At 51.0% G+C, this 25,987-nt stretch carries 20 protein-coding genes; 18 read left to right on the top strand and 2 right to left on the bottom strand.

Translation table 11 applies throughout. From position 1 onward, the window contains the following. The first annotated feature begins 152 nt into the window (after positions 1–152). From ACTNDI_RS01070 to ACTNDI_RS01060, 3 genes are all read left to right on the top strand, one after another. Positions 153–1,208: a FecCD family ABC transporter permease gene (locus ACTNDI_RS01070; protein ID WP_441098901.1), complete on the top strand. Its 1,056-nt coding sequence runs from the start codon at positions 153–155 to the stop codon at positions 1,206–1,208. Further along, the gene (locus ACTNDI_RS01065) at positions 1,209–2,342 is read left to right on the top strand and encodes an ABC transporter ATP-binding protein (protein ID WP_441098900.1); all 1,134 of its coding nucleotides are present in this window, start codon (positions 1,209–1,211) and stop codon (positions 2,340–2,342) included. It begins immediately after the preceding gene. Positions 2,343–2,465: 123 nt separating this feature from the next. Further along, complete coding sequence (locus ACTNDI_RS01060) at positions 2,466–3,113, top strand: hypothetical protein (RefSeq protein WP_441098899.1); 648 nt, start codon at positions 2,466–2,468, stop codon at positions 3,111–3,113. A gap of 350 nt (positions 3,114–3,463) precedes the next feature. Here the strand turns inward: ACTNDI_RS01060 and ACTNDI_RS01055 are convergent, their stop codons facing one another. Beyond that, on the bottom strand, positions 3,464–4,516 hold the full coding sequence (locus tag ACTNDI_RS01055) for an aldose epimerase family protein (RefSeq protein ID WP_441098898.1): 1,053 nt from the start codon (positions 4,514–4,516) through the stop codon (positions 3,464–3,466). Between the two features lie 508 nt (positions 4,517–5,024). On the opposite strand from ACTNDI_RS01055, the gene ACTNDI_RS01050 reads away from it, so the two are divergent. From ACTNDI_RS01050 to ACTNDI_RS01015, 8 genes are all read left to right on the top strand, one after another. Next, positions 5,025–6,506: an ABC transporter substrate-binding protein gene (locus ACTNDI_RS01050; RefSeq protein ID WP_441098897.1), complete on the top strand. Its 1,482-nt coding sequence runs from the start codon at positions 5,025–5,027 to the stop codon at positions 6,504–6,506. A 214-nt stretch (positions 6,507–6,720) separates the two neighbouring features. Further along, the gene (locus ACTNDI_RS01045; protein ID WP_441098896.1) at positions 6,721–7,578 is read left to right on the top strand and encodes a carbohydrate ABC transporter permease; all 858 of its coding nucleotides are present in this window, start codon (positions 6,721–6,723) and stop codon (positions 7,576–7,578) included. A gap of 17 nt (positions 7,579–7,595) precedes the next feature. Then, positions 7,596–8,510, top strand: coding sequence for a carbohydrate ABC transporter permease (locus ACTNDI_RS01040; protein WP_441098933.1), 915 nt, complete (start codon positions 7,596–7,598; stop codon positions 8,508–8,510). A gap of 57 nt (positions 8,511–8,567) precedes the next feature. Beyond that, entirely contained in the window at positions 8,568–10,058 is a 1,491-nt protein-coding gene (gene malQ, locus ACTNDI_RS01035) for a 4-alpha-glucanotransferase (protein ID WP_441098895.1), read from the top strand. Between the two features lie 286 nt (positions 10,059–10,344). Further along, complete coding sequence (locus ACTNDI_RS01030) at positions 10,345–11,382, top strand: LacI family DNA-binding transcriptional regulator (protein WP_441098894.1); 1,038 nt, start codon at positions 10,345–10,347, stop codon at positions 11,380–11,382. Positions 11,383–11,400: 18 nt separating this feature from the next. Further along, positions 11,401–13,017: a 4-alpha-glucanotransferase gene (gene malQ / locus ACTNDI_RS01025; protein WP_441098932.1), complete on the top strand. Its 1,617-nt coding sequence runs from the start codon at positions 11,401–11,403 to the stop codon at positions 13,015–13,017. 129 nt (positions 13,018–13,146) lie between these two features. Beyond that, positions 13,147–15,414 carry a glycogen/starch/alpha-glucan phosphorylase gene (locus tag ACTNDI_RS01020; protein WP_441098931.1) on the top strand — a complete coding sequence of 756 codons (2,268 nt, stop codon included), beginning with the start codon at positions 13,147–13,149 and terminating at the stop codon, positions 15,412–15,414. 260 nt (positions 15,415–15,674) lie between these two features. Further along, complete coding sequence (locus tag ACTNDI_RS01015; protein ID WP_441098893.1) at positions 15,675–17,552, top strand: LCP family glycopolymer transferase; 1,878 nt, start codon at positions 15,675–15,677, stop codon at positions 17,550–17,552. A gap of 170 nt (positions 17,553–17,722) precedes the next feature. Here the strand turns inward: ACTNDI_RS01015 and ACTNDI_RS01010 are convergent, their stop codons facing one another. Then, entirely contained in the window at positions 17,723–18,481 is a 759-nt protein-coding gene (locus tag ACTNDI_RS01010) for a DUF3786 domain-containing protein (RefSeq protein WP_441098892.1), read from the bottom strand. Positions 18,482–18,771: 290 nt separating this feature from the next. Between ACTNDI_RS01010 and ACTNDI_RS01005 the strand changes: the two genes are divergently transcribed. The 7 genes from ACTNDI_RS01005 to dxs all read left to right on the top strand — a co-directional run bounded on the left by ACTNDI_RS01005 (position 18,772) and on the right by dxs (position 25,978). Further along, positions 18,772–20,364 carry a peptide chain release factor 3 gene (locus ACTNDI_RS01005; RefSeq protein ID WP_441098891.1) on the top strand — a complete coding sequence of 531 codons (1,593 nt, stop codon included), beginning with the start codon at positions 18,772–18,774 and terminating at the stop codon, positions 20,362–20,364. Between the two features lie 233 nt (positions 20,365–20,597). Then, on the top strand, positions 20,598–20,987 hold the full coding sequence (locus ACTNDI_RS01000; RefSeq protein ID WP_441098890.1) for an Asp23/Gls24 family envelope stress response protein: 390 nt from the start codon (positions 20,598–20,600) through the stop codon (positions 20,985–20,987). 159 nt (positions 20,988–21,146) lie between these two features. Beyond that, the gene (gene nusB / locus ACTNDI_RS00995) at positions 21,147–21,641 is read left to right on the top strand and encodes a transcription antitermination factor NusB (protein ID WP_441098889.1); all 495 of its coding nucleotides are present in this window, start codon (positions 21,147–21,149) and stop codon (positions 21,639–21,641) included. A gap of 6 nt (positions 21,642–21,647) precedes the next feature. After that, the gene (xseA, locus tag ACTNDI_RS00990) at positions 21,648–22,931 is read left to right on the top strand and encodes an exodeoxyribonuclease VII large subunit (RefSeq protein WP_441098888.1); all 1,284 of its coding nucleotides are present in this window, start codon (positions 21,648–21,650) and stop codon (positions 22,929–22,931) included. After that, the gene (gene xseB / locus ACTNDI_RS00985; RefSeq protein ID WP_441098887.1) at positions 22,932–23,150 is read left to right on the top strand and encodes an exodeoxyribonuclease VII small subunit; all 219 of its coding nucleotides are present in this window, start codon (positions 22,932–22,934) and stop codon (positions 23,148–23,150) included. It abuts the gene before it with no gap. Further along, the gene (locus ACTNDI_RS00980) at positions 23,140–24,036 is read left to right on the top strand and encodes a polyprenyl synthetase family protein (protein ID WP_441098886.1); all 897 of its coding nucleotides are present in this window, start codon (positions 23,140–23,142) and stop codon (positions 24,034–24,036) included. The genes xseB and ACTNDI_RS00980 overlap by 11 nt, the downstream gene beginning before the upstream one ends. A gap of 88 nt (positions 24,037–24,124) precedes the next feature. Beyond that, complete coding sequence (dxs, locus tag ACTNDI_RS00975) at positions 24,125–25,978, top strand: 1-deoxy-D-xylulose-5-phosphate synthase (protein ID WP_441098885.1); 1,854 nt, start codon at positions 24,125–24,127, stop codon at positions 25,976–25,978. Positions 25,979–25,987 lie beyond the last annotated feature (9 nt).

Raw genomic sequence — 25,987 nt, 5'->3', positions numbered from 1 at the left:
ATGCTTCCGAAGAAAGCAGATTCTGATGGCTTGGGTGTTTTGCCGGATTTCCGGCGGAACCGATTAATACAGGTTATTTTTTCAGGACGAATGCTTCGGCATTCGTCCCTTTTCATGTATAAGATCATTGAAGTTGAAAGGCATACTTGCGAATGATGAGTGACAATGAAATCAGCAGCTATCACGCTGAGAATCTGAAAAGGAGAATGCGATACACAGCGGTCTTTGCCGTTCTGGCAGCTGCGTTTCTGATCGTGACCGTGGTCAATATCAATACCGGCAATGTCGATATTCCGATTAATAAAATTTTGAGAGCTGTTTTTCTCCGAATCGGCTCAAGGGATGATATGAATATCATCTGGAAGATCCGTCTGCCGCGGATTCTGATGGCGGCTATTCTCGGAGGAGCGCTCTCTCTGTCCGGATTTCTGCTGCAGACATTTTTTGAGAATCCAATCGCGGGTCCTTTTGTGCTCGGAATATCTTCCGGCGCAAAACTGATTGTCGCGTTTCTCATGATTCTTGTGGTGGCCAGGCACGGAGCGGTGTCCTCCTGGGCCATGATCCTTGCCGCGTTCGCGGGGTCTCTTGTGTCAACCGGCTTTATCCTGCTGGTCTCCCGGAGCGTGCGGAATATGTCGGCGTTGCTGGTTGCCGGAATCATGATCGGGTATATCTGTACTGCGCTGACGAATCTTCTCGTTACATTTGCCAGTGATTCGGATATCGCCAACCTTCACAACTGGTCTCAGGGAAGCTTCTCTGGTATGACCTGGGACAATGTCCTGGTGGGCGGAATCATCATCGGAGCTGCGTCTGTCCTGGTATTCCTGCTCGCGAAGCCGATCGGTGCCTTTCAGCTTGGTGAGGCCTACGCGCAGAGCATGGGAGTTAATGTAAAGCAGTTCCGTGTGGCCCTCATCCTGCTGTCCAGCATCCTCTCTGCAACGGTGACGGCATTTGCCGGTCCGATTTCTTTCGTGGGAATCGCGGTGCCCTTCCTGATCAAGCGTGCGCTGAATACGGCAAATCCGGTCGTGGTCATCCCGGCCACTTTCCTTGGAGGCGCCGTCTTCTGCATGATCTGTGATCTGATCGCAAGGGTCGCATTTGCGCCGACTGAACTGGAAATCAGCACGGTGACCTCGATTTTCGGAGCACCGGTCGTGATCTTTATGCTGATACGGCGGCAGAAGGGAAGAAGATAAATGGAGAAGGTACAGAGCGAGGAAAAATATTATCTCCACCTGGAGGGTCTGTCGGTCGGGTATAACGGGAAGCCGGTGATCCGCGATATTGAGATCGGAATCCGGCGCGGTGAGATTGTTACACTGATCGGACCGAACGGCGCGGGAAAATCTACAATATTGAAAAGCATCACGAGACAGCTTTCTCTTGTGGAGGGAGAGGTTGTTTTTGATCTGAAGAATTTGTCGGATTATTCGTTCCGAGAATTGTCTTCGCGTATGGCTGTTGTTCTGACGGACCGTCTGCATCCGGAGCTTATGACCTGCCACGATGTGGTCGCGACCGGAAGATATCCATATACGGGGCGGTTGGGACGGCTGACGGAAGAGGATGAACGGAAGGTAGATGATGCGATGAAGGCGGTTCAGGCGCAGGAGATTGGCAACCGCGACTTTAACGCGATCAGTGACGGGCAGAAGCAGCGGGTGCTGCTCGCGAGGGCGATCTGCCAGGAACCGGATATCATCATCCTGGATGAGCCGACGAGCTTCCTGGATATCAAGCATAAGCTGAAGCTTCTGTCGATTCTCCGGGATATGGCGAAGCAGAAGAATATAACAGTTGTGATGTCGCTGCATGAGATCGATCTGGCGATGAAGATTTCTGACCGGATAATCTGCGTTCACGGCGATAAGATCTTCCGGAGCGGAACGCCGGAGAGCATTTTTCACGAGGACACGATCCGTGAGCTGTATGAAATTGACAACGGCTTTTTTGATCCGATGTTCGGAAGTATCGAGCTTCCGAAGGTCGAGGGAAATCCGGAAGTACTGGTACTGTCATCCTGTGGAACGGGGATACCGGTGTACCGCAGGCTGCAGAAAGAGAAAACGCCTTTTGCGGCGGCAATCCTGTACACGAATGATGTCGACTACCGGTTGGCGCGTCTTCTTGCTTCGCAGGTAATCACCGAAAAGCCCTTTCATGAGATTTCGGACCGCGCTGTCGCCGAGGCGCTGGAGGCGGTAAGAAACTGCGCAAGGATCATCGATGCCGGTGTGACAATCGGTCCGGGAAACCGGAGAATGCAGGAGATTCTCGATGCGGCATATGAAAGTGGAAAATGTGTGAAGTACAGGGCTTCAGATACATAGGAACATGGTTTCAGATACATAAGGGTATGTCTTCAGATACATGAATGTATGTCTTTAAATACATGACGATAGGGTTTCAGACACAGGAGTGTATGGCTCTTTTTATGACAGGAGGGAAATAAAATGAAACAGAGAACAGCAGCAATCTTATGTGCAGCAGTTATGGGAGCGTCGCTTCTGGCCGGATGCGGGACGGGAACGGGAAATTCGGCTTCTGGGACATCTTCTGCAGCGCAGATTCAGTCACAGTCAGGGGCGGAAGAGACTGCAGCCTCGTCCGGCGTTTCCACTGCATCGTCCGCGGCCGTAAGCACATCTTCATCCGATGCTGCCGGACAGTCATCGGAGACCGTTGCCGGTAGTGTTTCAACGTCTTCAACAGCTTCTGCGGGAGCAGAGGTGCCGGCTGACGGAACCTACACGGCCGAATTCACATCCGACAGTCCGATGTTTAAGGTGAATGAGGCAAACGACGGCAAGGGAACCTTGACGGTGAAGGACGGGAAAATGGTCATTCACGTAAGCCTGACCTCCGAAAATATTGTGAACCTGTTTGCCGGGACAAAGGAAGATGCTCAGAAGGACGGCGCAGAGCTTCTTCAGCCGACCGTAGATACGGTCACATACAGTGACGGAACGACAGAGGATGTGTATGGGTTTGATATTCCGGTTCCGGCACTTGACAAAGAATTTCCCGTTGCTCTGATTGGCAAAAAGGGAAAATGGTACGATCATATGGTCACCGTTACCAATCCCGTTCCAAAGGCATGACTTGTGCTTTCACTCCATTGATGTCTGGGACATGTTGAATGAACAGGGATTTTTTGCTGAGATGAACCGGAAAGCGGTTTCGGAAAAGGTTGAAAAAGAGATTTAAAAAGAGATTTAAAAAGAGGAGTAAAAAGAGGACCGCCGCACTAAGCATATTGCGTTAGTGCGGCGGTCCTCTTTTACGCGAACAGTGAGCCGCAGCCGAATGCGAAGTATTCGTGTGCGGCGAGCGTCGCGATAGCGAGATAAAACTCGCGCAGCGTGTTTTATCTCGTTTTGATAGCGGATGGGGCAGCGGGATAACACCGGAAAACGTATCCTATCTCCCGTTGGGCAGTCCGAAGAAAAAATTATTTCCGGAAGCTAAGTTTATAGGTAGTTGTGGACTCATACTTCTGACCGGCCGGGAGAATGGGACTTGCGAAGCCGTCGATGTTGATGCTGTTCGGAAAATACTGTGTTTCGAGCGCAAATCCGCATCTTCGGTCGTAGATATGTCCGGACTTTGCTGTGTGGCGCGTGACATAATTTGCCGTGTAGAGCTGCATGCCGGGAAGATCGGAGTATACATCCAGCTGAAGGCCGGTGACGGAGGAGAAGACCTCTGCCATTTTCCGCGTCTCGCCCTTGTCCATGGCAAAGACAAAGTTGTGGTCATAACCGTTACCGAAGCGCAGCTGTTCATCATCTGCCTCGATATCGGCACCGATGGACTTTCCGTTCCGGAAATCAAAGGGTGTTCCATCTACATCAAGGAGTCTGCCTGTCGGAATGGTTCCGGCGTCGATCTCCGTGATTTTGTCTGAGAACAGCTTCAGATTGTGATCCAGAATGTCTCCGTTTCCCTCGCCGTTCAGATTAAAATAAGAATGATTTGTCATGTTGCAGAGGGTGTCCTGATCAGAAATCCCTTCATAATGGATAGAGAGACAGCCATCCTTGTCAAGCTGATAGGTCACGGTTGCGGAAAAGGCGCCCGGATATCCCTGATCGCCATCAGGAGTGTCAAGTGTCAGAGAAATTGAAGCACCGTCCGCAGCGATGCCCTGCGTCTTCCACATTCTTTTATAGTAGAAATCGGGACCGCTGTGCAGGTTGTTCTCACCGTCGTTTTTTGCCAGGTGGTATGTCGTACCGTTCAGTACAAACTGTGCGCCACCGATCCGGTTGGCATTCCTCCCGACGGTTGCACCGAAGCAGGCATCGCTCTTCTCATAATCAGAAGCATGGTCATATCCGAGGACGATATCTACAGGAGTCCCATCATCATCTTTTACAGCAAAAGATACAAGAGCAGCGCCGTAATCCGATATTGACGCCGTGTATCTCCCGGCGTGTATGGTGTACAGCGTCGTCTGCTGTCCCTTAGCTGTTCTGCCGAAATCTTTAACCCAATCGCTCATAAATAAACCCACCTTTCAGAAATACCTGATACTTTTCGCGCCGGATTCATTCCGGTGCCATACTCTGTTATTTTACAGCAGTTTACCTGTGAAAAACAGATGAAATCACGATTATCGCTGTGCTTTGTGCCGCTTAAGCGTCACTTCATGCTCATACCTGTTGTCGTCGCTAATGTTCTTGCCCACTGGTGAGCAAGCTCCCCGTGGGCCAAGAACATTGCGACTGGACTTATACAGTAAAGGTGCACAAAAAGAGGTGCCTCGATTTGAGAGTATTAACGAAAAGTTGATTTGCTATTGAAAACGTTTCCAACAGGTGCTATTCTCTAAACATAGAAAACGTTTCCAATGAAATCCGAATATGATACAATCCTTTAAAATAAAGGATTTAAAGCAATTTTGATTCATGGAGAGGAAAAGTTCGAAAACGTTATCTAAAGGTAAGAAAAAGCTCGTGGGAAAATAGATTCCCGCGGCTAAAATGTGTAAATCAAAGGAGGATAAACACATGAAAAAGAAAGTTCTCAGTCTCGTACTCGGAACAGCAATGGCAGCTTCCATGTTCGCTGCCTGCGGATCTTCAACATCTTCAACAAGCTCTGCTGCTTCTTCCAGCAGTGCAGCAGACAGCAGCGTTGCATCCGCATCTGCCGGCACCACCGAAGATGTTGCATCGAGCAGCGCAACAGCATCAACCGGATCTGACGGCGGCAAGGTATACATGCTGAACTTCAAGCCGGAGACAGATGACGCCTGGCAGGATCTGGCGAAGACCTACACCAAGCAGACCGGAGTTGAGGTAAATGTACTTACCGCCGCTGACGGACAGTACGCGACCACACTTCAGTCTGAGATGGCGAAGTCCGAAGCACCGACAATCTTCAACATCGGATCTTCCACAGACGCACAGACATGGGATGATTACACATACGACCTGAAGGATAGCGAGCTCTACAAGCATGACAGCGATCACAGCCTGGATGTTGTATACAACGGCAAGGTTGCTGGTATCGCGAACTGCTACGAGGCATACGGCATCATCGTCAACAAGACAATCCTTGACACATACTGCAGTCTTGACAACGCAAAGATCTCCTCTATCGATGACATCGACAGCTTTGACAAGCTGAAAGAGGTTGCTGACGATATCCAGAGCCGTCTGGACGAGATCAACAAGGCAGGCGGATATGATCTGACCGGAGCATTCACCTCCGCAGGACTGGATGACTCCTCATCCTGGAGATTCTCCGGACACCTTGCGAATATGCCGCTGTACTACGAGTTCGTAGACGACGGACTTGAGGATCCGACAGCAGGAGAGGCTACCATCAAGGGAACATACCTGGACAACTACAAGAAGGTATGGGATATGTATGTATCTGATTCCGGTGCTGATCCGAAGACACTTGCAGGCGGCACCTACAATGCTGAGCAGGAGTTCGGTATGGAAGAGGCAGTCTTCTACCAGAACGGCGACTGGGAGTACAGCGCACTGAAGGATGCTGACGGAACAAATGGTTATCTCACAGCAGATGATGATCTTACCATGATCCCGATCTACTTCGGCGTTGACGACAAGAATGAGGGCCTCTGCGTAGGTACCGAGAACCACTGGGCAGTCAACAGCAAGGCATCTGATGCTGACATCAAGGCTTCTCTTGATTTCCTGAACTGGGTAATCACCTCTGACGAGGGACGCGAGGCTCTGAACTCAACAATGGGTCTTTCCTGCCCGTTTGATACATTTACCGGAGACTACGCACCGACCAACGAGTTCAGCGCTGTAGCACAGAAGCTCAATGATGAGGGCAAGAAGTCCGTTGCATGGGCATTCAACTCCACACCGAACGTAGATGACTGGAGAGCTGATGTTGTATCTGCGCTTACCGCTTACACAGACGGAACCGGCGACTGGGATGCAGTTAAGACCGCATTTGTAGACGGATGGGCAAATCAGTGGAAACTTCAGCAGGAATCCGCTTCTGAATAATCCTTCGGGGGATGATTAAAACAGCAAATAATCAGGTGGCACGCAGACATATGAAGAATATGCCATCATAAATAAAGTGATGACACCTTAGCAGAAAAATAAAGGGGCTGCCGGATGAAAAACAAAAGTGATCATCGCGACAGCCCTTTTGCTCGCCTGAAAAATCAGTGAGTGTGCTTATTGAAACTGTCTTTGTTCTAAAGTGAGGCTTTCTATGTCAAAACCATTAAAAAAATACTGGCCGCTTTTCGTGCTTCCCACAATGGCGGCATTCGTGATCGGATTTATCGTACCATTCGTATATGGCGTATTTCTTTCCTTCTGTAAATTCACGACAGTTACGGACTGGAAGCTGGTGGGGCTGCGCAATTACACCAGAATCTTTTTCGTCAGCGGAAAACTGGATACCACATTCATCCATTCGCTGTGGTACACCTGCCTGTTCACGGTAGTTACGGTACTGATTATCAACGTTGTCGCGTTTTTTATCGCGCTTGCACTCACAAAGGGAATCAGAGGTACCAATATTTTCCGTACCTCCTTCTTCCTTCCGAATCTGATCGGAGGCATCATCCTTTCCTACATCTGGTTGATGATCTTCAACGCGATTCTCGCAAAATATTCCAAGACGATTGTATCCACACAGTGGACAGCGTTCTGGGGCCTGGTCGTTGTCGTTTGCTGGCAGCAGATCGGATATATGATGATCATCTATGTCGCAGGTCTTCAGAATATTTCGGCGGATCTTCTCGAGGCGGCGAAAATCGACGGAGCCAATAACTGGCAGCTGATGAAGGGTGTCATCATTCCGATGCTTCGTCCGACCATCGCGACCTGTACCTTCCTGACACTGACGAACGGATTCAAGCTTTTCGATCAGAACTTTGCTTTGACCGGAGGCAATCCCGGCAAGATGTCACAGCTGCTTGCGCTGAACATTTACGATACCATGTACGGAACCACCGGATGGCAGGGGGTAGGACAGGCAAAGGCAGTTATCTTCTTTATTCTGGTTGCGATCATCGCACTCGTTCAGAATAAGCTGACAACGCGTAAGGAGGTAGAAGCATAATGGCACAGGCAAATACAATGAAAGTCAAAAAAACAAAAGAGAATGAAGTGTCTGCCGCCAGAAAATCGAAGCACGGCACAGCACTGACCGTGTTCTTCTCGGTACTTTCCTTCTTCTGGATTCTGCCGATCCTTATCGTTGTGCTGAACTCGTTTAAGAGAAAAGCATACATCTTCAAGAATCCTTTCGGAATCAGTAATGTAGAGCTGTCACAGGGCTTTGACAGATGGCGCGCGGGAATCCACAAGACCTTTGTAGGACTCACCAACTATGCAACGGCAGTCAAGAAGACGGATTTCTTCCGCTGCTTCGGATACTCGGTATTTATTACCGTGGTTTCTGTTGCACTGATCGTGCTTCTGTGTTCCATGACTGCATGGTACATCATCCGTGTAAAGAACGTGGCGACAAAAACGGTATATCTTCTGTGCATGTTCTCTATGATCGTGCCTTTCCAGATGGTTATGTTTACGCTTTCCAAGTTCGCGAACATTCTTCATCTCTCGAACCCGGTCGGCATCTGCATTGTATACCTGGGATTCGGAGCGGGACTAGCGATCTTCATGTTCACCGGATTTGTAAAGCAGATCCCGATTGAGCTGGAGGAAGCGGCAATGATCGACGGCGCCACACCGGTACAGTGCTATTTCCAGGTTATCCTCCCGGTTATGAAGCCGACGCTGATCACGGTTTCCATTCTGGACGCGATGTGGATCTGGAACGACTACCTTCTGCCTTCTCTGGTACTGAATGTCAACAAGTACAAGACGATCCAGATCGCCGTTCAGTATCTGAAGCAGTCTCACGGTCAGGTTGACTGGGGCGCTATGATGGCGGTTCTCGTTCTTGCAATCATCCCGATTGTCATCTTCTACATGGCAGTGCAGAAGTATATTATCGAGGGTGTCGTTGCCGGCGCCGTTAAAGGCTGATGAATAAATCTAAAGAATGGGCCCGGTTGTCCCGGGCCTGAGGAAAGGAAGAAAATAATGAGGGCTAGCGGAATACTGATGCCGATCTTCAGTCTTCCCGGAAAATACGGAATCGGGTGCTTCTCGGAGGAAGCGTACAGGTTCGTGGATTTTCTGAAAAAAGCAGGACAAAAATACTGGCAGATTCTGCCGGTTGGACCGACGGGATTTGGAGATTCCCCCTACCAGTCTTTTTCTACCTTTGCAGGGAATCCCTATTTTATCAGTCCGGAGGAACTCGAGAGACAGGGGCTGATCCGGAAAGAGGATATCCCGGAGCCGGAAGAGGACGCAAGGGAGGACCGTGTAGATTACGGATGGCTTTACAACACGCGATATACAGTCCTGAGAAAGGCATTTCAGAACTGGAAGGGGCAGGAGCGTCCGGATTTTGCGGAATTTCTGTCCGAGAACGGGTACTGGATTGAAGATTACGCTCTTTTTATGGCAGAGAAGGACCACTTCGGGGGAAGAAGCTTTTCCGAGTGGGATGCGGATATCCGCTTCCGGAGACCCGATGCCATGGAAAAGGCGAGACAGGAACTTGCGGATGAGATTCTGTACTATGAATATATTCAATACGAGTTCAACCGGGAATGGACAAAACTGAAGAAATATGCGAACGAGAACGGTATCCGGATTATCGGGGATATCCCGATCTATGTATCGCCGGACAGTGCGGATTTCTGGGCACACCCGGAACTGTTCCAGACAGATGAGAACAACCTGCCGACCAGTGTAGCCGGATGTCCGCCTGACGGATTTTCCGCAGATGGACAGCTCTGGGGCAATCCACTGTATGACTGGGAGTATCACAAGAAGACCGGATATGCCTGGTGGCTGAAGAGAATTACAAAATGCGCGCAGCTGTATGATGTGATCCGGATCGATCACTTCAGAGGCTTTGATGAGTATTACTCCATCAAGGCGGGAAGCCCGAACGCAATCGGGGGACACTGGTGTAAGGGACCGAACACAGACCTGTTTGATACGATCCGGGAAAAAATCGGTGATATCCGGATTATCGCGGAAGATCTCGGCTACATTACGGATACCGTGAAGAAAATGGTGAAAGAAACCGGATACCCGAATATGAAGGTGATCGAATTCGCTTTCGATTCGAGAGACTCCAGCGGCAGAGCTGCGTATTACCCGTACAATTACAACAGCAACTGTGTTGTGTATACGGGAACGCACGACAATGAAACACTGCTGGGCTGGCTCGGAAACATTATGCCCGGGGAGAGGCAGGAGCTGAAGGATTATCTGGGAACGGATACAGAGGATGACCGGGAGATTGTGGACCGAACCATTCGTCTGGTTGAGAGCAGTGTAGCGGATCTCTGTGTGGTACCGATACAGGACTGGCTTGGGCTGGACAATTCTGCCCGGATCAATCATCCGAGCACGACCGGTACAAACTGGGTGTGGAGACTGAAGGAAGGACAGATAACGGAGCAGCTTTCCGACAGAATTGATAAGATCTGCAGTATATACGGCAGAATCTGAAGACTAGTTTAACATGGAATGACCTTGACATTGATAAGCAAATAAGCCATTATTTAATGTGGACAGAACCCGCGTCGTCAGACAGACGGATGCGGGTTTTTTCAGAGCACTGATTGGAAACGTTTCCTATCAGAAAACACATGCACGAAGAGGCTTTTTCCGAAAGCATTCATATTGTGCATTGTGTGACAGACGAGCTATACTGCAGATTGCGTCGTACTGCATATTTTTGTAAATCAGCAGATATGATGACTGCAGAAGAGACATTTGAGGAGAAGTTGAGAAGTTGGCGGGGTTAACAATTAAGGATATTGCAAGAATCTGCAATGTAAGCATCAGTACTGTGTCAAGGGCAATCAATAATGACCATGGCATTAACAGCCAGACGCAGGAACGTGTGCTGCAGGTCGCTAAGCAGTTCGGGTATGTGCCGAATAACAGCGCCAGAAACCTGAAGATGGCAGAGTCAAATACGATTGCACTGATGAGCAAGGGTATGAACAATCCTTTCTTCCAGGGGATGTATCCCTACTTTCAACAGGAACTGGAGAAATACAATTATGAATTCCTCCTTCACTCGATGCCTGAGGAAATTGATGAGGGGTACGAGGCGGAGGAAATCGCGAAGGAAAAAAGACTTAAAGGTATGATCTTTCTCGGCGGAAGACTCGATTATCCCGAGGCAGTGCTCGGGAATATACAGGTTCCCTTTGTATTGTGTTCTGTCGCAAGTGCCGTGAGTGTAAATATGACGAACATGAATGTCTCTTCGGTGTCCATTGATGATGAGAAAGAGGCTTACAAGGTTGTGAAGTATCTGATCCGGATGGGCCACCGCAGAATCGCGATTATCGCAGGCAAGAAGCATGATCACACGGTAGCCTTTCTGCGTGAATCCGGCTATCGCAGGGCGATCAATGAGAGTGGAATCGAGATGGATCCGGAACTGATCCGCTATCTGGATGACAGCATTCCCGAGTATACAGAGGCAAACGGGTACGCGACCATGAAGAAGCTGCTGGAGTCCGGCACGGATTTCACCGCGGTTTTTGTGATCTCGGACCGGATGGCTACCGGGGCTTACAAGGCCATTTATGATTCCGGCAGGAAGATACCCCGGGATATTTCCGTGGTTGGATTTGACGGAATCGAGCTTTCACGGTATTTGTATCCGTCACTCACCACCGTGGTGCAGCCGGTTCAGAAGATGGTAAAGTCCAGTGTGGAACTGCTGAGAGCCCAGATCATGGGCGATACAACAAAGAAGCATCTCATCTATGATGCGGAGCTTTCCGAGGCGGACTCCGTGAGAAACCTGCTCTAATGGGCGGTTTGAGACGGAATTGCACAGGAAGTACAGGAGAACGAGGTGAAAATGAGAACAAGTGGTATTTTGCTTCCGGTTTCATCACTGCCGACCCGATATGGAATCGGCGGTTTTTCGGATGAAGCGTTTGAATTTGTGGACCGGCTAGAGGAGGCCGGGCAGAGCTGGTGGCAGGTCCTGCCACTGGGTCCGACCGGATACGGGGATTCTCCGTATCAGTCCTTTTCCACCTTTGCCGGGAACCCCTACTATATTTCGCTGGATAAGCTGAGAGAGGAGGGACTTCTTACCACTGAGGAATGCGAAGAGGCGGACTGCGGTCAGAACCCCGAATATGTAGATTATGAGAAAATCTACTTCAGCCGCTTCAAGGTCCTGAAGAAGGCCTTCGACCGGTTTGAGCGTGAATCACAGGGGCAGGATGAACTGGAGGCTTTCTGTGAGAAGAATCGGGACTGGCTTGCGGATTATGCTCTGTACATGGCAATCAAGAACAGCCGCGGCGGAGAGGAATGGAGCCGCTGGCCAGCGGAGCTGAAGGACAGAGATCCTGAGGCGTTAAAGGCGGCGGAGAGTGAGCTCCAGACAGAGGTAAAATACTACTGCTTCCTGCAGTTTGAATTCGCGAAGCAGTGGAAGGCATTGAAGGATTATGCGAACGGGAAGAAAATCGGCATTATCGGAGATATTCCGATCTATGTGGCAATGGACAGCGCGGACTGCTGGGCAGGCCGGGAGCTCTTCCAGTTCGACAGTGACGGTAAACCTTCCGGGGTCGCGGGATGTCCGCCGGATGCATTTTCCGCTGACGGACAGCTCTGGGGGAATCCGCTGTACAACTGGGATTATCACAGACAGACAGGATACCGCTGGTGGATCCGCAGAATGAAGAGATGCGCGGAGCTTTATGATTCGGTCAGAATTGATCATTTCCGTGGATTTGCGGGTTACTATTCAATTCCCTTCGGCGCGCCGAATGCCAGAAATGGTCACTGGGAGAAGGGCCCCGGCATAGAGCTGTTTCGTGCCATTCAATCTGAGCTCGGGGATCAGAATTACATTGCGGAGGATCTGGGCTTCCTGACCGATGATGTCGTAGAAATGGTAAAGGAAACCGGATATCCCGGGATGAAGGTGCTGGGCTTTGCCTTTGACGGCAGTCCGGACAATGGATACCTCCCGGATCACTACGAGAAAAACTGCGTGGTATACACGGGCACTCATGATAACGAGACGATTGTGGGATGGTTCCGCAATCTGAATCGAAGGGGAAAGGCCTTTGCAAAGAAGTATCTCGGGCACAGAGTAGTTCCGGAGGAGGATTTTGTAAGGCTTGCCTTGATGAGTGTCGCGAATCTGGCGGTTATTCCGGTTCAGGATTATCTTGGACTTGGCGATGAGGCAAGAATCAATGAGCCGTCTACCCTTGGAGACAACTGGAAGTGGAGGCTTGTCCCGGGACAGTTCGATGTGCACACGGCAGGGAAAATCCGCGAGCTGACGGAGATCAGTGACAGACTCCCGGCAAGAGAACGGAACAAACGAAACGACCGGACAAAGGACCGCACGAAGGTTAATCCGAAAGATAGTACAAAGGAAACGGAAACCGTAAACAGCTGTGCCACGAAATGAGGACACAGGGACATTGCGACTGAACTTTAGACAGAAGTTATACTTTGAGACAACAACATGTGAGAGAATAAGGAGAATCAAAGCATGGGAACAATGGAAGGAAAAAGCGTAGATACGACGGATGCTGTTATGGAGGAGAGAATCGAGAAGATTCTGACGGTGCGTTTCGGCAGAGGGCTGAGGGACTGTACAAAGGAGGAAATCTTTGAGGCTCTGATGCAGATCACGAAAGAAGAGATGGAGGGACGTCCGAAGGTAGAAGGCAAGAAGAAGCTCTACTACATCTCCGCCGAGTTTCTGATCGGAAAGCTGCTTTCCAATAACCTGATCAACCTTGGACTCTATGACAAGGTGAATGCCATCCTGAAGAAATACAAGCTCTGTGTTGCAGATATTGAGGGACTTGAGAATGAGCCGTCGCTCGGAAACGGCGGTCTCGGCCGTCTTGCCGCATGTTTCCTGGATTCAATCGCTACGCTGAATCTGTGCGGAGACGGAGTGGGTCTGAACTATCATTACGGGCTGTTCCGTCAGGAATTTCTGAACAACAAGCAGCATGAGGTCATCAATCCGTGGATTCGCAAGGACAGCTGGCTGGAGCGCCGCCCGGAATCGTTTGAGGTGCCGTTCGGCAGATTTACTCTGAAATCTACGATGTATGACATCGATATTCCGGGATATGAGACCGGGAAATGCAACCGGCTGCACTTGTTTGACCTGGATTCGGTCGATGACGGCATGGTTCAGCCGGACAGCATCAATTTTGATAAGAGAGATATCCAGAGAAATCTCACCCTGTTCCTGTATCCGGACGACAGTGACCGGGACGGAAGAATTCTGCGTGTATATCAGCAGTACTTTATGGTAAGCAATGCTGCGCAGCTGATTCTGAAGGAAGCGGACGAAAGAGGAGTAGACATTCATAAGCTGGATGAGTATGTCGCTGTGCAGATTAACGACACCCATCCGTCCATGGTAATTCCGGAGCTGATCCGTCTTCTGACCGCGCGCGGTCTGTCCATGGATGAGGCAATTGAGGTTGTCACAAAGACCTGTGCCTATACCAATCACACAATCCTCGCGGAAGCTCTCGAAAAATGGCCGATCGATTATCTGGAGGAAGCAGTACCGCATCTTCTTCCGATCATTCGGGAGCTGGACAAGAGAGTACGGGCGAAGGTGAAGGATGAGACAACCTACATCATCGACAAGGACAATCTGGTTCATATGGCATCGATGGATATCCATTACGGGCATTCGGTCAACGGTGTCGCTTCTCTTCACACGAAGATACTCGAGGAATCCGAGCTGAAGAATTTCTATAAGCTTTATCCGGAGAAATTTAACAACAAGACAAACGGTATTACGTTCCGCCGCTGGTTCATCGCCTCCAACCCGGAGCTCACGTCCTATATCGAGTCTCTGATTGGACCCGGATTCCGCAAGGATGCAATGGAGCTGGAGAAACTGATGAAATATTATGATGATGAGAAGGTGCTCAATGAGATCGGCAGAATCCGTCATCACAACAAGAAAAAGGCGGCTGAGTATCTGTATGAGACACAGAACCTCGTTCTGGATGTGGACTCGATCTTTGATGTACAGGTAAAGCGTCTGCATGAGTATAAGCGTCAGCAGATGAATGCGCTGTACGCGATCTATAAATATCTTGAGATCAAGAAGGGCAATCTCCCGAAGCGGCCGATCACAATGATCTTCGGCGCCAAGGCAGCTCCGGCCTACACCATCGCAAAGGATATCATACACCTGATTCTCTGTCTGCAGGAGCTGACGACAAAGGATCCGGAGGTAAGTCCGTACCTCAAGGTTGTCATGATTGAGAATTACAACATTACCAAGGCGGAGAAAATCATCCCGGCTGCGGATATCTCTGAGCAGATCTCTCTTGCTTCCAAGGAGGCTTCCGGCACAGGCAATATGAAGTTCATGCTGAACGGAGCCATCACCCTCGGAACCGAGGACGGCGCCAATGTAGAGATTCATGATCTTGTCGGAGATGACAACATCTACATCTTCGGAAAGAAATCGGAAGAGGTTGTGAAGCTCTATGAGACCGAAGGCTACAAGGCAAAGGACTATTACGACAACGTGCCGCTGATTCACAGACTGGTTGACTTTATCATCGGAAGTGAAGTGAAGAGTGTCGGCGATCCGGTAAGCCTTGAGAGACTCCACCATGAGCTGATTTCCAAGGACTGGTTCATGACTCTTCTCGACGTTGAGGATTATATCCGGACGAAGGAGAAGATGTTCGATGACTTCAATGACCGTAAGAGCTGGTACAAGAAGGAGCTTGTGAATATCGCGAAGGCAGGATTCTTCTCCTCCGACCGGACCATCGCTCAGTACAATAAAGACATCTGGCATCTCAGCTGAGACAGGCTCTGCAGAGTTGTTAAGGGCTGCCGCAATGCGGCGGCCTTTTTTACGCGAACAGTGATCCGCAGCCGAATGCGAAGTATTCGTGTGCGGCGAACGTCGCGATAGCGAGATAAAAATCGCGCAGCGTGTTTTATCTCGCTGCTTGACGGAAAAAATAAATTCTGCTATTGTGCACATATGCGGGTCAGAAGACCCGGAGAGTGCACGCGGAGCATGGATCAGGAATAATAGATATTATAAGAGGAAGAAAATTTATGAGCAGAGAGTCAGACGACGATCAGGAGTACAGGCGGTCCGGGAGAAGAACGGATGACGGCCGGGAGCACAGAAGCTCAGGGAGAAGAACGGATGACGGCCGGGAGTACAGAAGTTCCGGAAGAAGAGGGGACGATGACCGAGAATACCGAAGCTCCGGGAGAAGAGCGGACGATGGCCGGGAGTACCGAAGGAACGGGAGAGGGACGGACGACGACCGGGAGTACCGAAGCTCCGGAAGAAGACAGAATGACGAGATGAGGCGCAGCCGTTCCGGGAAAAGGGCAAACAGAAAAAAACGAAAGAAAACTGCTCTGACGATCTTAATCCTGGTCATCGCTGTACTTGCGGCAATTGCGATTATTTTCTTCCTGTTCCTGGAAGGAACACTAAACAGTATCAAGAGAGTTGACAAGTCCAATGAGGCCTATGTGGCAAGGAGCGATGAGACCTTTGAGGTGGATTCCAGCGCGGGAAGCGACACGATGAACGCGGACGACGTCAATTTTAATGCTGGTAATATCGATGTCATGGACAGTGATGATGTGAAGAATATTCTGCTGATCGGACAGGATAAACGTTCGAATCAGAAAACCAGAACGCGTTCCGATACGATGATTATCGCGTCGATTAATACGAAAACCAATAAGATCACGATGGTATCGCTGATGCGTGACATGTATGTGCCGATTCCCGGATATTCAGCGAACCGGATTAATGCCGCGTATGTATTCGGCGGGATGAGTCTTCTCGACCAGGTGATCAAGGAGGATTTCGGAATCACCATTGACGGCAATGTCGTTGTGGATTTTGACGGTTTCCTTGAGACTATGACGAAGATCGGCGACCTCGATATAGAACTCACCGAGGACGAAGCAAATTATATGAATGCAAACGAAGGACTCGGCTCGGCAGAGGATAATGCTTCTGTGTCAAAAGCATGGGGACTTACAGCCGGGGTGAATTCGCTGACACCGGAGCAGGCACTTACGTACAGCCGGATGCGATATGTCGGAAACTCTGACTGGGAGAGAACCGAGCGGCAGAGAAAGCTTCTGACCGCGGTATTCAAAAAAGCCAAGAAATCAAGTGTGACGAAGATCCTCAGCATGGTCAGTGATCTGATCCCGTATTTTGAGACAGATCTGAGCAACAAGGAAATCCTGAAATATGTAAAGACCGTATTCAGCGGTGACATCAAGCTGAATTCAAAGAGCTACCGTATTCCGGTGGATGGCGGCTACACTTCTCAGACGATCAGCGGAATGTCTGTCCTGGTTCCTGATCTTGAGATTAACAGCGCTTATCTTCAGCATTACCTGTACAATAAGAAGATCAGTGAATCTCTGAAGGAGGCGGCAAAAAAGGCGGAAGTTTCGACGAGCTCTGACACAACAACACCCTCCGGCAGCGGTTCCTCCGGCAATACAACAGACGGAGGCAGCACCTATTCGTACAATACGGACAGCGGGAACGCGTATTCGGGCGGATATGACAGCTCCCAGGATTCATATTACGAGGAAGAAAACGGAACCGGCGGCTCGGGTACATATGGGCAGAATGATTACAGCGGCGGAACGGCTGACGGATACAACGGTCAGGAATATGCCGGAGACGGAGATGCGGGAGACGGATCAGGTACGAATCCCGGTGCGACGAATTCTGGAACGAATCCGGGGACAACAGATCCGGGGACTACAGATTCGGGAACCGGAAACGGGGCAGTGGACAATTCCGGAAATACGGACAACAGCGGTGCTGGAACCGGGAATCCGGGTACCGGGGACAACGGGGGCACAGGTGCTGCCGGAACCGGTTCGACAGATACTGGCGCGGGAGACAGCACAATGACAGGAGCAGCCGGAACTGCCGCGTAAATAATAGACAGCGTATCAGGCGCAAAACAACTGAATCTGTCAGCAGATTTGTATAAATGGCATGCATAAGGAGACGACAGCATATACGTCACCGGACAGAACAGAAGATCACCGGTTCTTCCTGATCCACGGCCTGCAGGGGCAGATCGTGGACGGAGGAACCGGTGATCTCATTTATTCGGTGTTTCGAACGAAGAAAAGCGGCGGTCTTTTAACACATCAGGCATGTTAATAAAATCCTCGAGGCAGTCGCGGATGGTACCAATCAGATACCAGACCGTCTCATAGCGGATAAACTGGAGAGCGTTCTGCGGCAGAAGAAACTGGTAATTCACCGGAAATTCTTCATCCCCATCCCAGAACTGAAACCAGACCGGGAAGTTGTCGAATACGGGAAGGATGAAGCTTACATCTGCGTTTCCGGGAGCAGGCGTACCATGAATAGCCAGGCAGGCTTTTCGTAAAGCATCGCTTTTCCCCGCGAACAGAGACTTGTCTGAATTCGAGACGAGAGAGGTGGCATGATACGCGCCGATGATGCCTCCAAGCCTGGAAACGGATGCCCATTCACCGGAAGGAATCGGCACCTCACCGTCAAGAGAGTAGGTAAACATCTCGTAGACCGTCATGGCAATCCCCGGTGCGGCTTTACGCCAGCCGGTTTCAGAAGGGGACGCAGCCTCGGAAGAAATCATTGAAGGGCAGGGCGAATCAATCTGAACCTCACAGGTGTGTCTGAGAATACGGGCGGGAAAGGAAAGATAACGGAAAGAAATCATGGAGTCATCTGCGTCAAGGTGATAGTGCCGGATGATTTTTTCCTGGTCGAAACCCTGAAAGAGTTTCCTGCCTGATTCCGTGAAACGCTCATAGTTGCTGTGCTTTTTGTACTGTTCAATGGTGTTCTGTATCTTCTTGTTTTCTGCCATATCGGGATCCCCCTCTTTCATATCTGCAGCGGGCGTTATCTTCAGGAAGGAAGACAACCGCTTCATCCGTTGTGCGCGATGCCAATCCGTTTTTCATGTATGATGATACGCCACCCCCGCCGGTTCTTTCAAGCATTGACGGAAAAACTTTCTCTGTGCTATATTTATAAGGTTTAGATAGAAGTTGTCAAAGCAGTGCAGAGAATGAACGGTGTGCCAGACAGGTGCGCCCCGGATAGTGTGAGGACGTTCCGGTCAAGGACTCTGCGATCGGATTAGGAGTATAGAACGTGGCTGATTATAGAAAAGAAATTCAAAAGAGACGTACCTTTGCGATTATTTCCCACCCGGATGCAGGTAAAACGACACTGACGGAGAAATTTCTGCTGTACGGCGGCGCGATTAATCTTGCAGGCTCTGTCAAGGGAAAGGCGACGGCAAGACATGCGGTATCTGACTGGATGGAGATTGAGAAGCAGAGAGGAATTTCCGTCACATCGTCCGTTCTTCAGTTCAATTATGAGGGCTACTGCATAAACCTGCTGGATACACCGGGACACCAGGACTTCTCTGAGGACACCTACCGCACGCTGATGGCTGCGGATTCCGCGGTGATGGTGATTGACGGCGGCAAGGGTGTGGAGCCGCAGACGAGAAAGCTGTTTAAGGTATGTGCCATGCGGCATATTCCGATTTTTACCTTTATCAACAAGATGGACCGGGACGCAAGGGACACCTTTGATCTGATTGATGAGATTGAGAAGGAACTGGGGATTCCGACATGCCCGATCAACTGGCCGATCGGTTCCGGGAAAAGCTTTCGCGGTGTGTATGACCGCGATACAAAGAGAGTCCTGACGTTCTCGGATACGATGAAGGGAACAAAGGAGGGAAAGGAAGAGGAGATCTCTCTCGATGATCCACATCTTCTGGATGTTATCACAGAGGATCAGAAGGAACAGCTGGAGGAGGAGATGGAGCTCCTGAACGGAGCAGCCGAGGAATTTGATCAGAAGAAGGTGACAGAGGGAAAACTCTCTCCGGTTTTCTTCGGATCGGCGCTTACAAACTTCGGCGTGGAGACCTTCCTGCAGCATTTCCTGAAGATGACAATGCCTCCGCTGGCAAGGATGTCGGACGAGGGTCTCATAGATCCGATGCAGGAAGATTTTTCTGCCTTTGTGTTCAAGATACAGGCAAACATGAACAAAAATCACAGGGACCGGCTTGCCTTCATGCGCATCTGCTCCGGCCGTTTTGAGGCGGACCGTGAGGTGTATTATGTGCAGGGCGACAAGAAGATGAGACTTCTGCAGCCGCAGCAGATGATGGCAGATGACCGGCATGTGGTGAATGAGGCATATGCGGGCGATATCATCGGCGTTTTTGACCCGGGTATCTTCTCAATCGGCGATACGGTGTGCGCGCCGGGCAAGAAATTCCGTTTCGAGGGAATTCCGACCTTTGCGCCGGAACATTTCGCAAGGGTTACACTGATTGACTCGATGAAGAGGAAGCAGTTTGTGAAGGGAATCCGTCAGATTGCACAGGAAGGTGCGATTCAGGTATTCCAGGAGATTCACGGCGGAATGGAGGAGATCATCGTTGGCGTGGTCGGCGTCCTTCAGTTTGATGTGCTAAAATTCCGGATTGAAAATGAGTACAATGTGGACATCCGGCTTGAGATGCTGCCTTATGAGTATATCCGATGGATCGAAAACTGGCATGATGTGGATCTGGACCATATTGTCGGGACCTCCGATATGAAGAAGGTTGAGGATATGAAGGGACAGCCGCTGCTGCTCTTTGTCAATTCCTGGTCGGTCGGGATGGTTCTGGACCGGAACGAGGGTCTCGTGCTGACCGAGTTCTCGCGGAACTGACCAGCTCGCCGAAGAGGATTCGGCGCAGGTGTGAGGTGCGGCTGTTGTTCAGGCCTGCCGATCAAGAAGATGCAAACAAAAATCGGTCAGGGACTTATCCGGGACGATTTGTCGGGAAGAGTTCACAAAGACGGCGGTGTTTGGTATAATTAGGGCAAAATCGGTTATCCGAAGGAGACATGCATCCGGGACATACGGCAGACGGCAAAGCGGAAGCGATGAAGGAGGAAGTTATGTCACAGAAGGGATCTAAGGAAAAGCAGAATACATATATGATTTATGACGATCACACCATCGGAACCGTTCAGATTGCGGATGAGGTCATCGCAACGATCGCTGCACTCGCTGCGACGGAGAATGACGGTGTTGCGTGTCTTGGAGGAGGCATCACTCACGCGAAGGCATCCCGTGCCGGCGCGCGTGCTCTCGCCAAGGGCATACGGATTGAACTTCAGGAGAAGGTGATCCGTGTGAACATCATTATCATTATGCGATTTGGATACAATATTCCGGAGACGACGAAGAAGGTTCAGGAGAGAGTGAAGAACGCACTGGAGACGATGACCGGCTTCGAGGTTGCGGATGTGAACGTGAGCGTCGCCGATGTGCAGGTCGAGAAATAAGTAAGCGCTTCAAAGGCTGACAGATCCATGCAGGCTGAGGAACAAGTGAGCGCGGTGAAGGCTGACGGCCTGTGCGGGGTGAGAAATAAGTAAGCGCGGCGAAGGCTGACGGTTTATGCAGTTTGTGAGACAAGAATAAGATCGGGAGATATTGAGAGAATGATACGTACCCAGCTGAGAGAGACAATTTTTCGCCTTCTTTTTATGAAACAATTTGCCGATAAAGAGGAGATGAATGACCAGGTAACGCTGTATCTGGATGAGATGCGGGGAGGGCTCGTTGAGATTCCTTACGCTTCCTATGAGAGCAGGGAGGAAGAAAGGGAGAACAATCCCGCTTTTGCCAATGCCGAGGATGTTACGATGGAGGACGAGAAATATATCCGCGAAAAGCTTTCCCGGATACTCGAAAAGCTTCCGGAGATCGACGGGAAGCTGAACGAGGCGTCCAGGAACTGGAAGACTTCCCGCATGGCGAAGGTGGATCTCAGTGTCCTGCGGCTCGCGGTATATGAGATTCTGTATGACGCGGATATCCCGACCGGAGTGGCAATTGATGAGGCGGTGGAGATCGCGAAACATTACGGAGGAGAGGAATCCGGCTCCTTTGTGAACGGCGTTCTCGGACAGATCGCGCGTGAAGAAAAGGAATGATCTGTATTGAATCATAATATATATTCGGTCGGACAGGTGAATGCATACATCCGGAATATGTTTGCGCAGGATTTTGCGCTGCGCATGATATCGGTGAAGGGTGAGATCAGCAACTGCAAATATCACCGCTCCGGCCATATTTATTTTACACTGAAGGACGCGCAGTCCGCCATATCGTGTGTTATGTTTTCGGGCGACCGGAGGGGCGGTCTGGGATTTCTGATGAAGGATGGAGACCGCGTCGTTGTGACAGGGCCGGTTGAGGTCTATACGAGAGATGGAAAATATCAGCTCTACGCCAAGAAGATTGAGCTGGAGGGAGCCGGACTTCTCTACGAGCAGTTTCTGAAGCTGAAGCAGGAACTGGAGGATATGGGGATGTTTGCGCCGGAATACAAGCGTCCGATCCCGAAGTACGTCCGCACGCTCGGGATTGTAACAGCGCCGACCGGTGCTGCCATACAGGACATCCGGAATATATCGCTCCGCAGAAATCCGTATATTCAGCTGATTCTGTATCCTGCTCTCGTACAGGGCGAGGATGCGGTTCCGAGCATTGTGCGGGGAATCGAGACACTGGACCGGCTCGGGGTGGACTGTATCATCGTCGGACGTGGCGGCGGATCCATTGAGGATCTGTGGGCTTTCAATGAGAGAGAGGTCGCGCGGGCAGTCTTTGACTGTCAGACACCGATCATCTCCGCTGTCGGTCATGAGACAGATACCACAATCACGGATTATGTAGCGGATCTCCGCGCCCCGACACCTTCTGCTGCCGCAGAGCTTGCGGTGGCTGATGTACGGGAGATTCTCCACAGGATGGAAATGTACCGAGGCAGGATGCTCACCGGTATGGAGAGGAGCATTTCCGCTGCGCGCGACCGGCTGGAGGCAGACCGGGCAAAGGTTCGGTATCTGAGTCCGGCCAATCAGCTGCGGGAGAAAAAACAGCGTCTCGCCGACCTGGAGGACCGTCTGGCGGAGCGACAGGAGCGGATTCTCATTGAGACTAAGAGACGGTGGAATGATCAGCTCCATCTGCTGCGGGAGCGTTCTGCGCAGATCACTGCGGAGCGAAGACATCGCCTGGAGCTGCTGATCCGGCAGCTGGATGGACTGTCTCCGATTCGGAAGCTGAATCAGGGTTATTCGTATGCTGAGGATGAAAGCGGCAGGAATATTTTTTCCGTAGATCAGGTCAGGCCGGGAGACGAGCTGTTGCTTTCGGTCACAGACGGAGTCATTCGCAGCAACGTCACAGACACGAGGAAGAGAAGGAGGGAGATCTGAATGGAATCTGCTGAGAAGAAGGAACTGACTCTTGAAGAATCCTTTCAAAGACTGGACGAGCTGATCGCGAAACTGGAGGATCGGGAGATTCCGCTGGAGGAGTCCTTCGCGGTTTACAAGGAGGGAATGGATCTTCTGAAATCCAGTCGGGAGAAAATTGATACCGTTGAGAAAAAAATGCTTCAGATAAGCGAAGATGGTGAATTAAGTGAATTTTGACGAGGAATTAAAAAAACGCCGGGATCGGGCGGATGCTGTTCTTGAGCGTTACCTTCCGGCGGAGGACGCAGTTCCGGGGAAGCTGGCGGAGGCGATGAACTACAGTATCCGGTCCGGGGGCAAACGGATCCGTCCGATTCTGATGATGGAAAGCTATCGGATGTTCGGCGGCAGGAAAACGGTCGTGGAGCCGTTCATGGCTGCCATTGAAATGATCCACACGCATTCTCTCGTGCATGATGACCTTCCTGCCGTCGACAATGATGAGCTTCGCCGGGGCAGAAAGACGACACACGCGGTGTTTGGAGAGGCAATTGGAATTCTGGCGGGGGATGCCTTGCTGAATTATGCCTACGAGACAGCTCTTCAGGCTTTCCGGCAGACGGAGGATGCACAGTCTGTTGTGGAAGCACTTGGAATTCTGGCGCGGGAAACCGGTCTGTACGGTATGCTTGGCGGCCAGAGCGTGGACGTAGAGAATGACAAAAACGGCACCTGCGCGCTGTCGAAGGAGACGCTGGATTATATTTATCTCCACAAGACGGGCGCGCTGCTGGAGGCTCCGCTGATGATCGGGGCGGTTCTCGCCGGAGCAGGCAAGGACGAGACCGAATCGATGAGGGAGATCGGAAGACGGATCGGTCTGGCGTTCCAGATTCAGGATGATATTCTGGATGTGACCAGTACTACGGAGGAGCTGGGTAAACCGGCAGGTTCCGATACGAAGAATGACAAGACGACATACGTCACGCTTCAGGGCGTGGACGGCGCACAAAGGACCGTAAGGGAACTGACCGATGTCGCGGTGAAACTTCTTGACCGTATGCCGGGTGACAGGGAATTCCTCCGGGAGCTTCTCGTCCGCATGGCTTCCAGAAGCAGATGATAGAGCAGATGTCAGACAGAGCCGGATGCTATGACTGCCAATTGATTCTGTCGGACAGATGTCAGAAGAGAGATTGAGGGGGATGGCTATGCTGGAAAAAATCAAGAAACCGAATGATGTGAAGAAAATTCCGGCGAACCGGCTCCCGGAGCTTGCGGATGAAATCCGTCAGTTCATGATTTCATCCGTCAGCAGAACCGGCGGGCATCTTGCGTCGAATCTGGGAGCGATTGAGCTGACGATTGCCCTGCATTATGTGCTCAACCTTCCGAAGGATAAGATCCTATGGGATGTCGGACACCAGTCCTACACGCATAAGATTCTGACCGGGCGCATGGATCGCTTTTCAACGCTGCGGCAGGAGGGCGGACTTTCCGGCTTTCCGAGACGGGAGGAGAGCAGCTGTGATTCGTGGGACGCGGGACACAGCTCGAATTCCATTTCCGCCGCGCTCGGCTACGCCAGGGCGAGGGATCTGCGAAGACAGCAGTACACGGTTGTATCTGTGATCGGTGACGGTGCGCTGACCGGTGGCATGGCTTATGAGGCGCTTGATAATGCCGCGCAGATGAAGACGAATTTTATCATTGTTCTAAATGACAACAACATGTCAATTTCCGGAAATGTCGGAGGAATGCATGACTATCTGGCAACGCTCCGGACGTCTCACGCGTATACGGATCTGAAAGAACAGGTGGCCGGAAAGCTTGAGAAGCTTCATGGCGGCGATGAAGTAATCGAGCGGATCCGGAAGACGAAGAACAGCATCAAGCAGCTCGTCATTCCGGGAATGCTTTTCGAGAACATGGGACTTACCTATCTCGGACCGGTGGACGGTCACAATATATCCGCGATGATTCGTCTCTTTGAGGACGCAAAGCGGATTAACGGCCCGGTGATCGTGCATGTGAAGACCGAGAAGGGACATGGCTATGCCCCGGCTGTCCGGCATCCGTCCAGATTTCACGGGACCGGCGCGTTCGACGTTGCAACCGGAATTCCGGAGAGCAGAGGGGCCGTAACCTGGACGGATATTTTTTCTACCGTTATGGTCAAGATGGGAGAACGGAATCCGGATGTCGTGGCGGTCACCGCGGCGATGAAGGAGGGAACAGGGCTGAAGCGCTTTGCGAATCGTTTTCCAGACCGGTTCTTCGATGTGGGAATCGCCGAGGAGCACGGGGTCACGTTTTCTGCGGGCCTGGCTCTCGGAGGGCTCATTCCCGTTTTTGCGGTGTACTCCTCTTTTCTTCAGAGAGGATTTGATCAGATAATGAATGATGTCTGCATGCAGAACCTGCATGTGATCTTTGCGATTGACAGAGGCGGACTCGTCGGTGCGGACGGAAAAACACATCAGGGAGTATTCGATCTTTCCTATCTGACCATGCTTCCGGGGATGACCGTGATGGCTCCAAAGAACAAGTGGGAGCTTTCCGATATGATGAAGTTCGCCGTGGCATTTGATGGACCGGTTGCCATCCGGTATCCGAAAGGCGCAGCGTACAGCGGCCTGATGGAATGCCGTGAGGAGATTGTTCTGGGCAAGGGAGAGATCCTGCGGAAGGGAAAGAAAATCGCGCTTCTTGCCGTGGGCTCCATGGTGGCCGAGGCTGTGGAGGCTGCGCAGCGTCTTGAGGCGGACGGATGGAACCCGACAGTTGTAAATATGCGCTTTGTAAAGCCGCTTGACCGGGAGCTTCTGCGGGAGCTTGCCTGTGACCATGATCTTTTCGTGACGATGGAAGAAAATGTCAGATGCGGAGGATTCGGGGAACAGGTTCTCGATGAGATGAAGAGCCTGCCGGAGGAACATCCGGTGCATGTAGAGATCATTGCCATTCCGGATACCTACATCCATCACGCCGGCAGAGATTCACAGATGCGGACGGCCGGCATCGACGCGGAGACGGTTTATCAGAGAATCTGTGAAATCCTGTAAGGGACGGGC

Source organism: Bilifractor sp. HCP3S3_D3 (assembly GCF_052063915.1).
Classification (GTDB): Bacteria; Bacillota; Clostridia; order Lachnospirales; family Lachnospiraceae; genus Bilifractor.
Note: the sequence above shows the minus strand (reverse complement) of the source record. Positions and strands in the feature narration are given on the sequence as shown.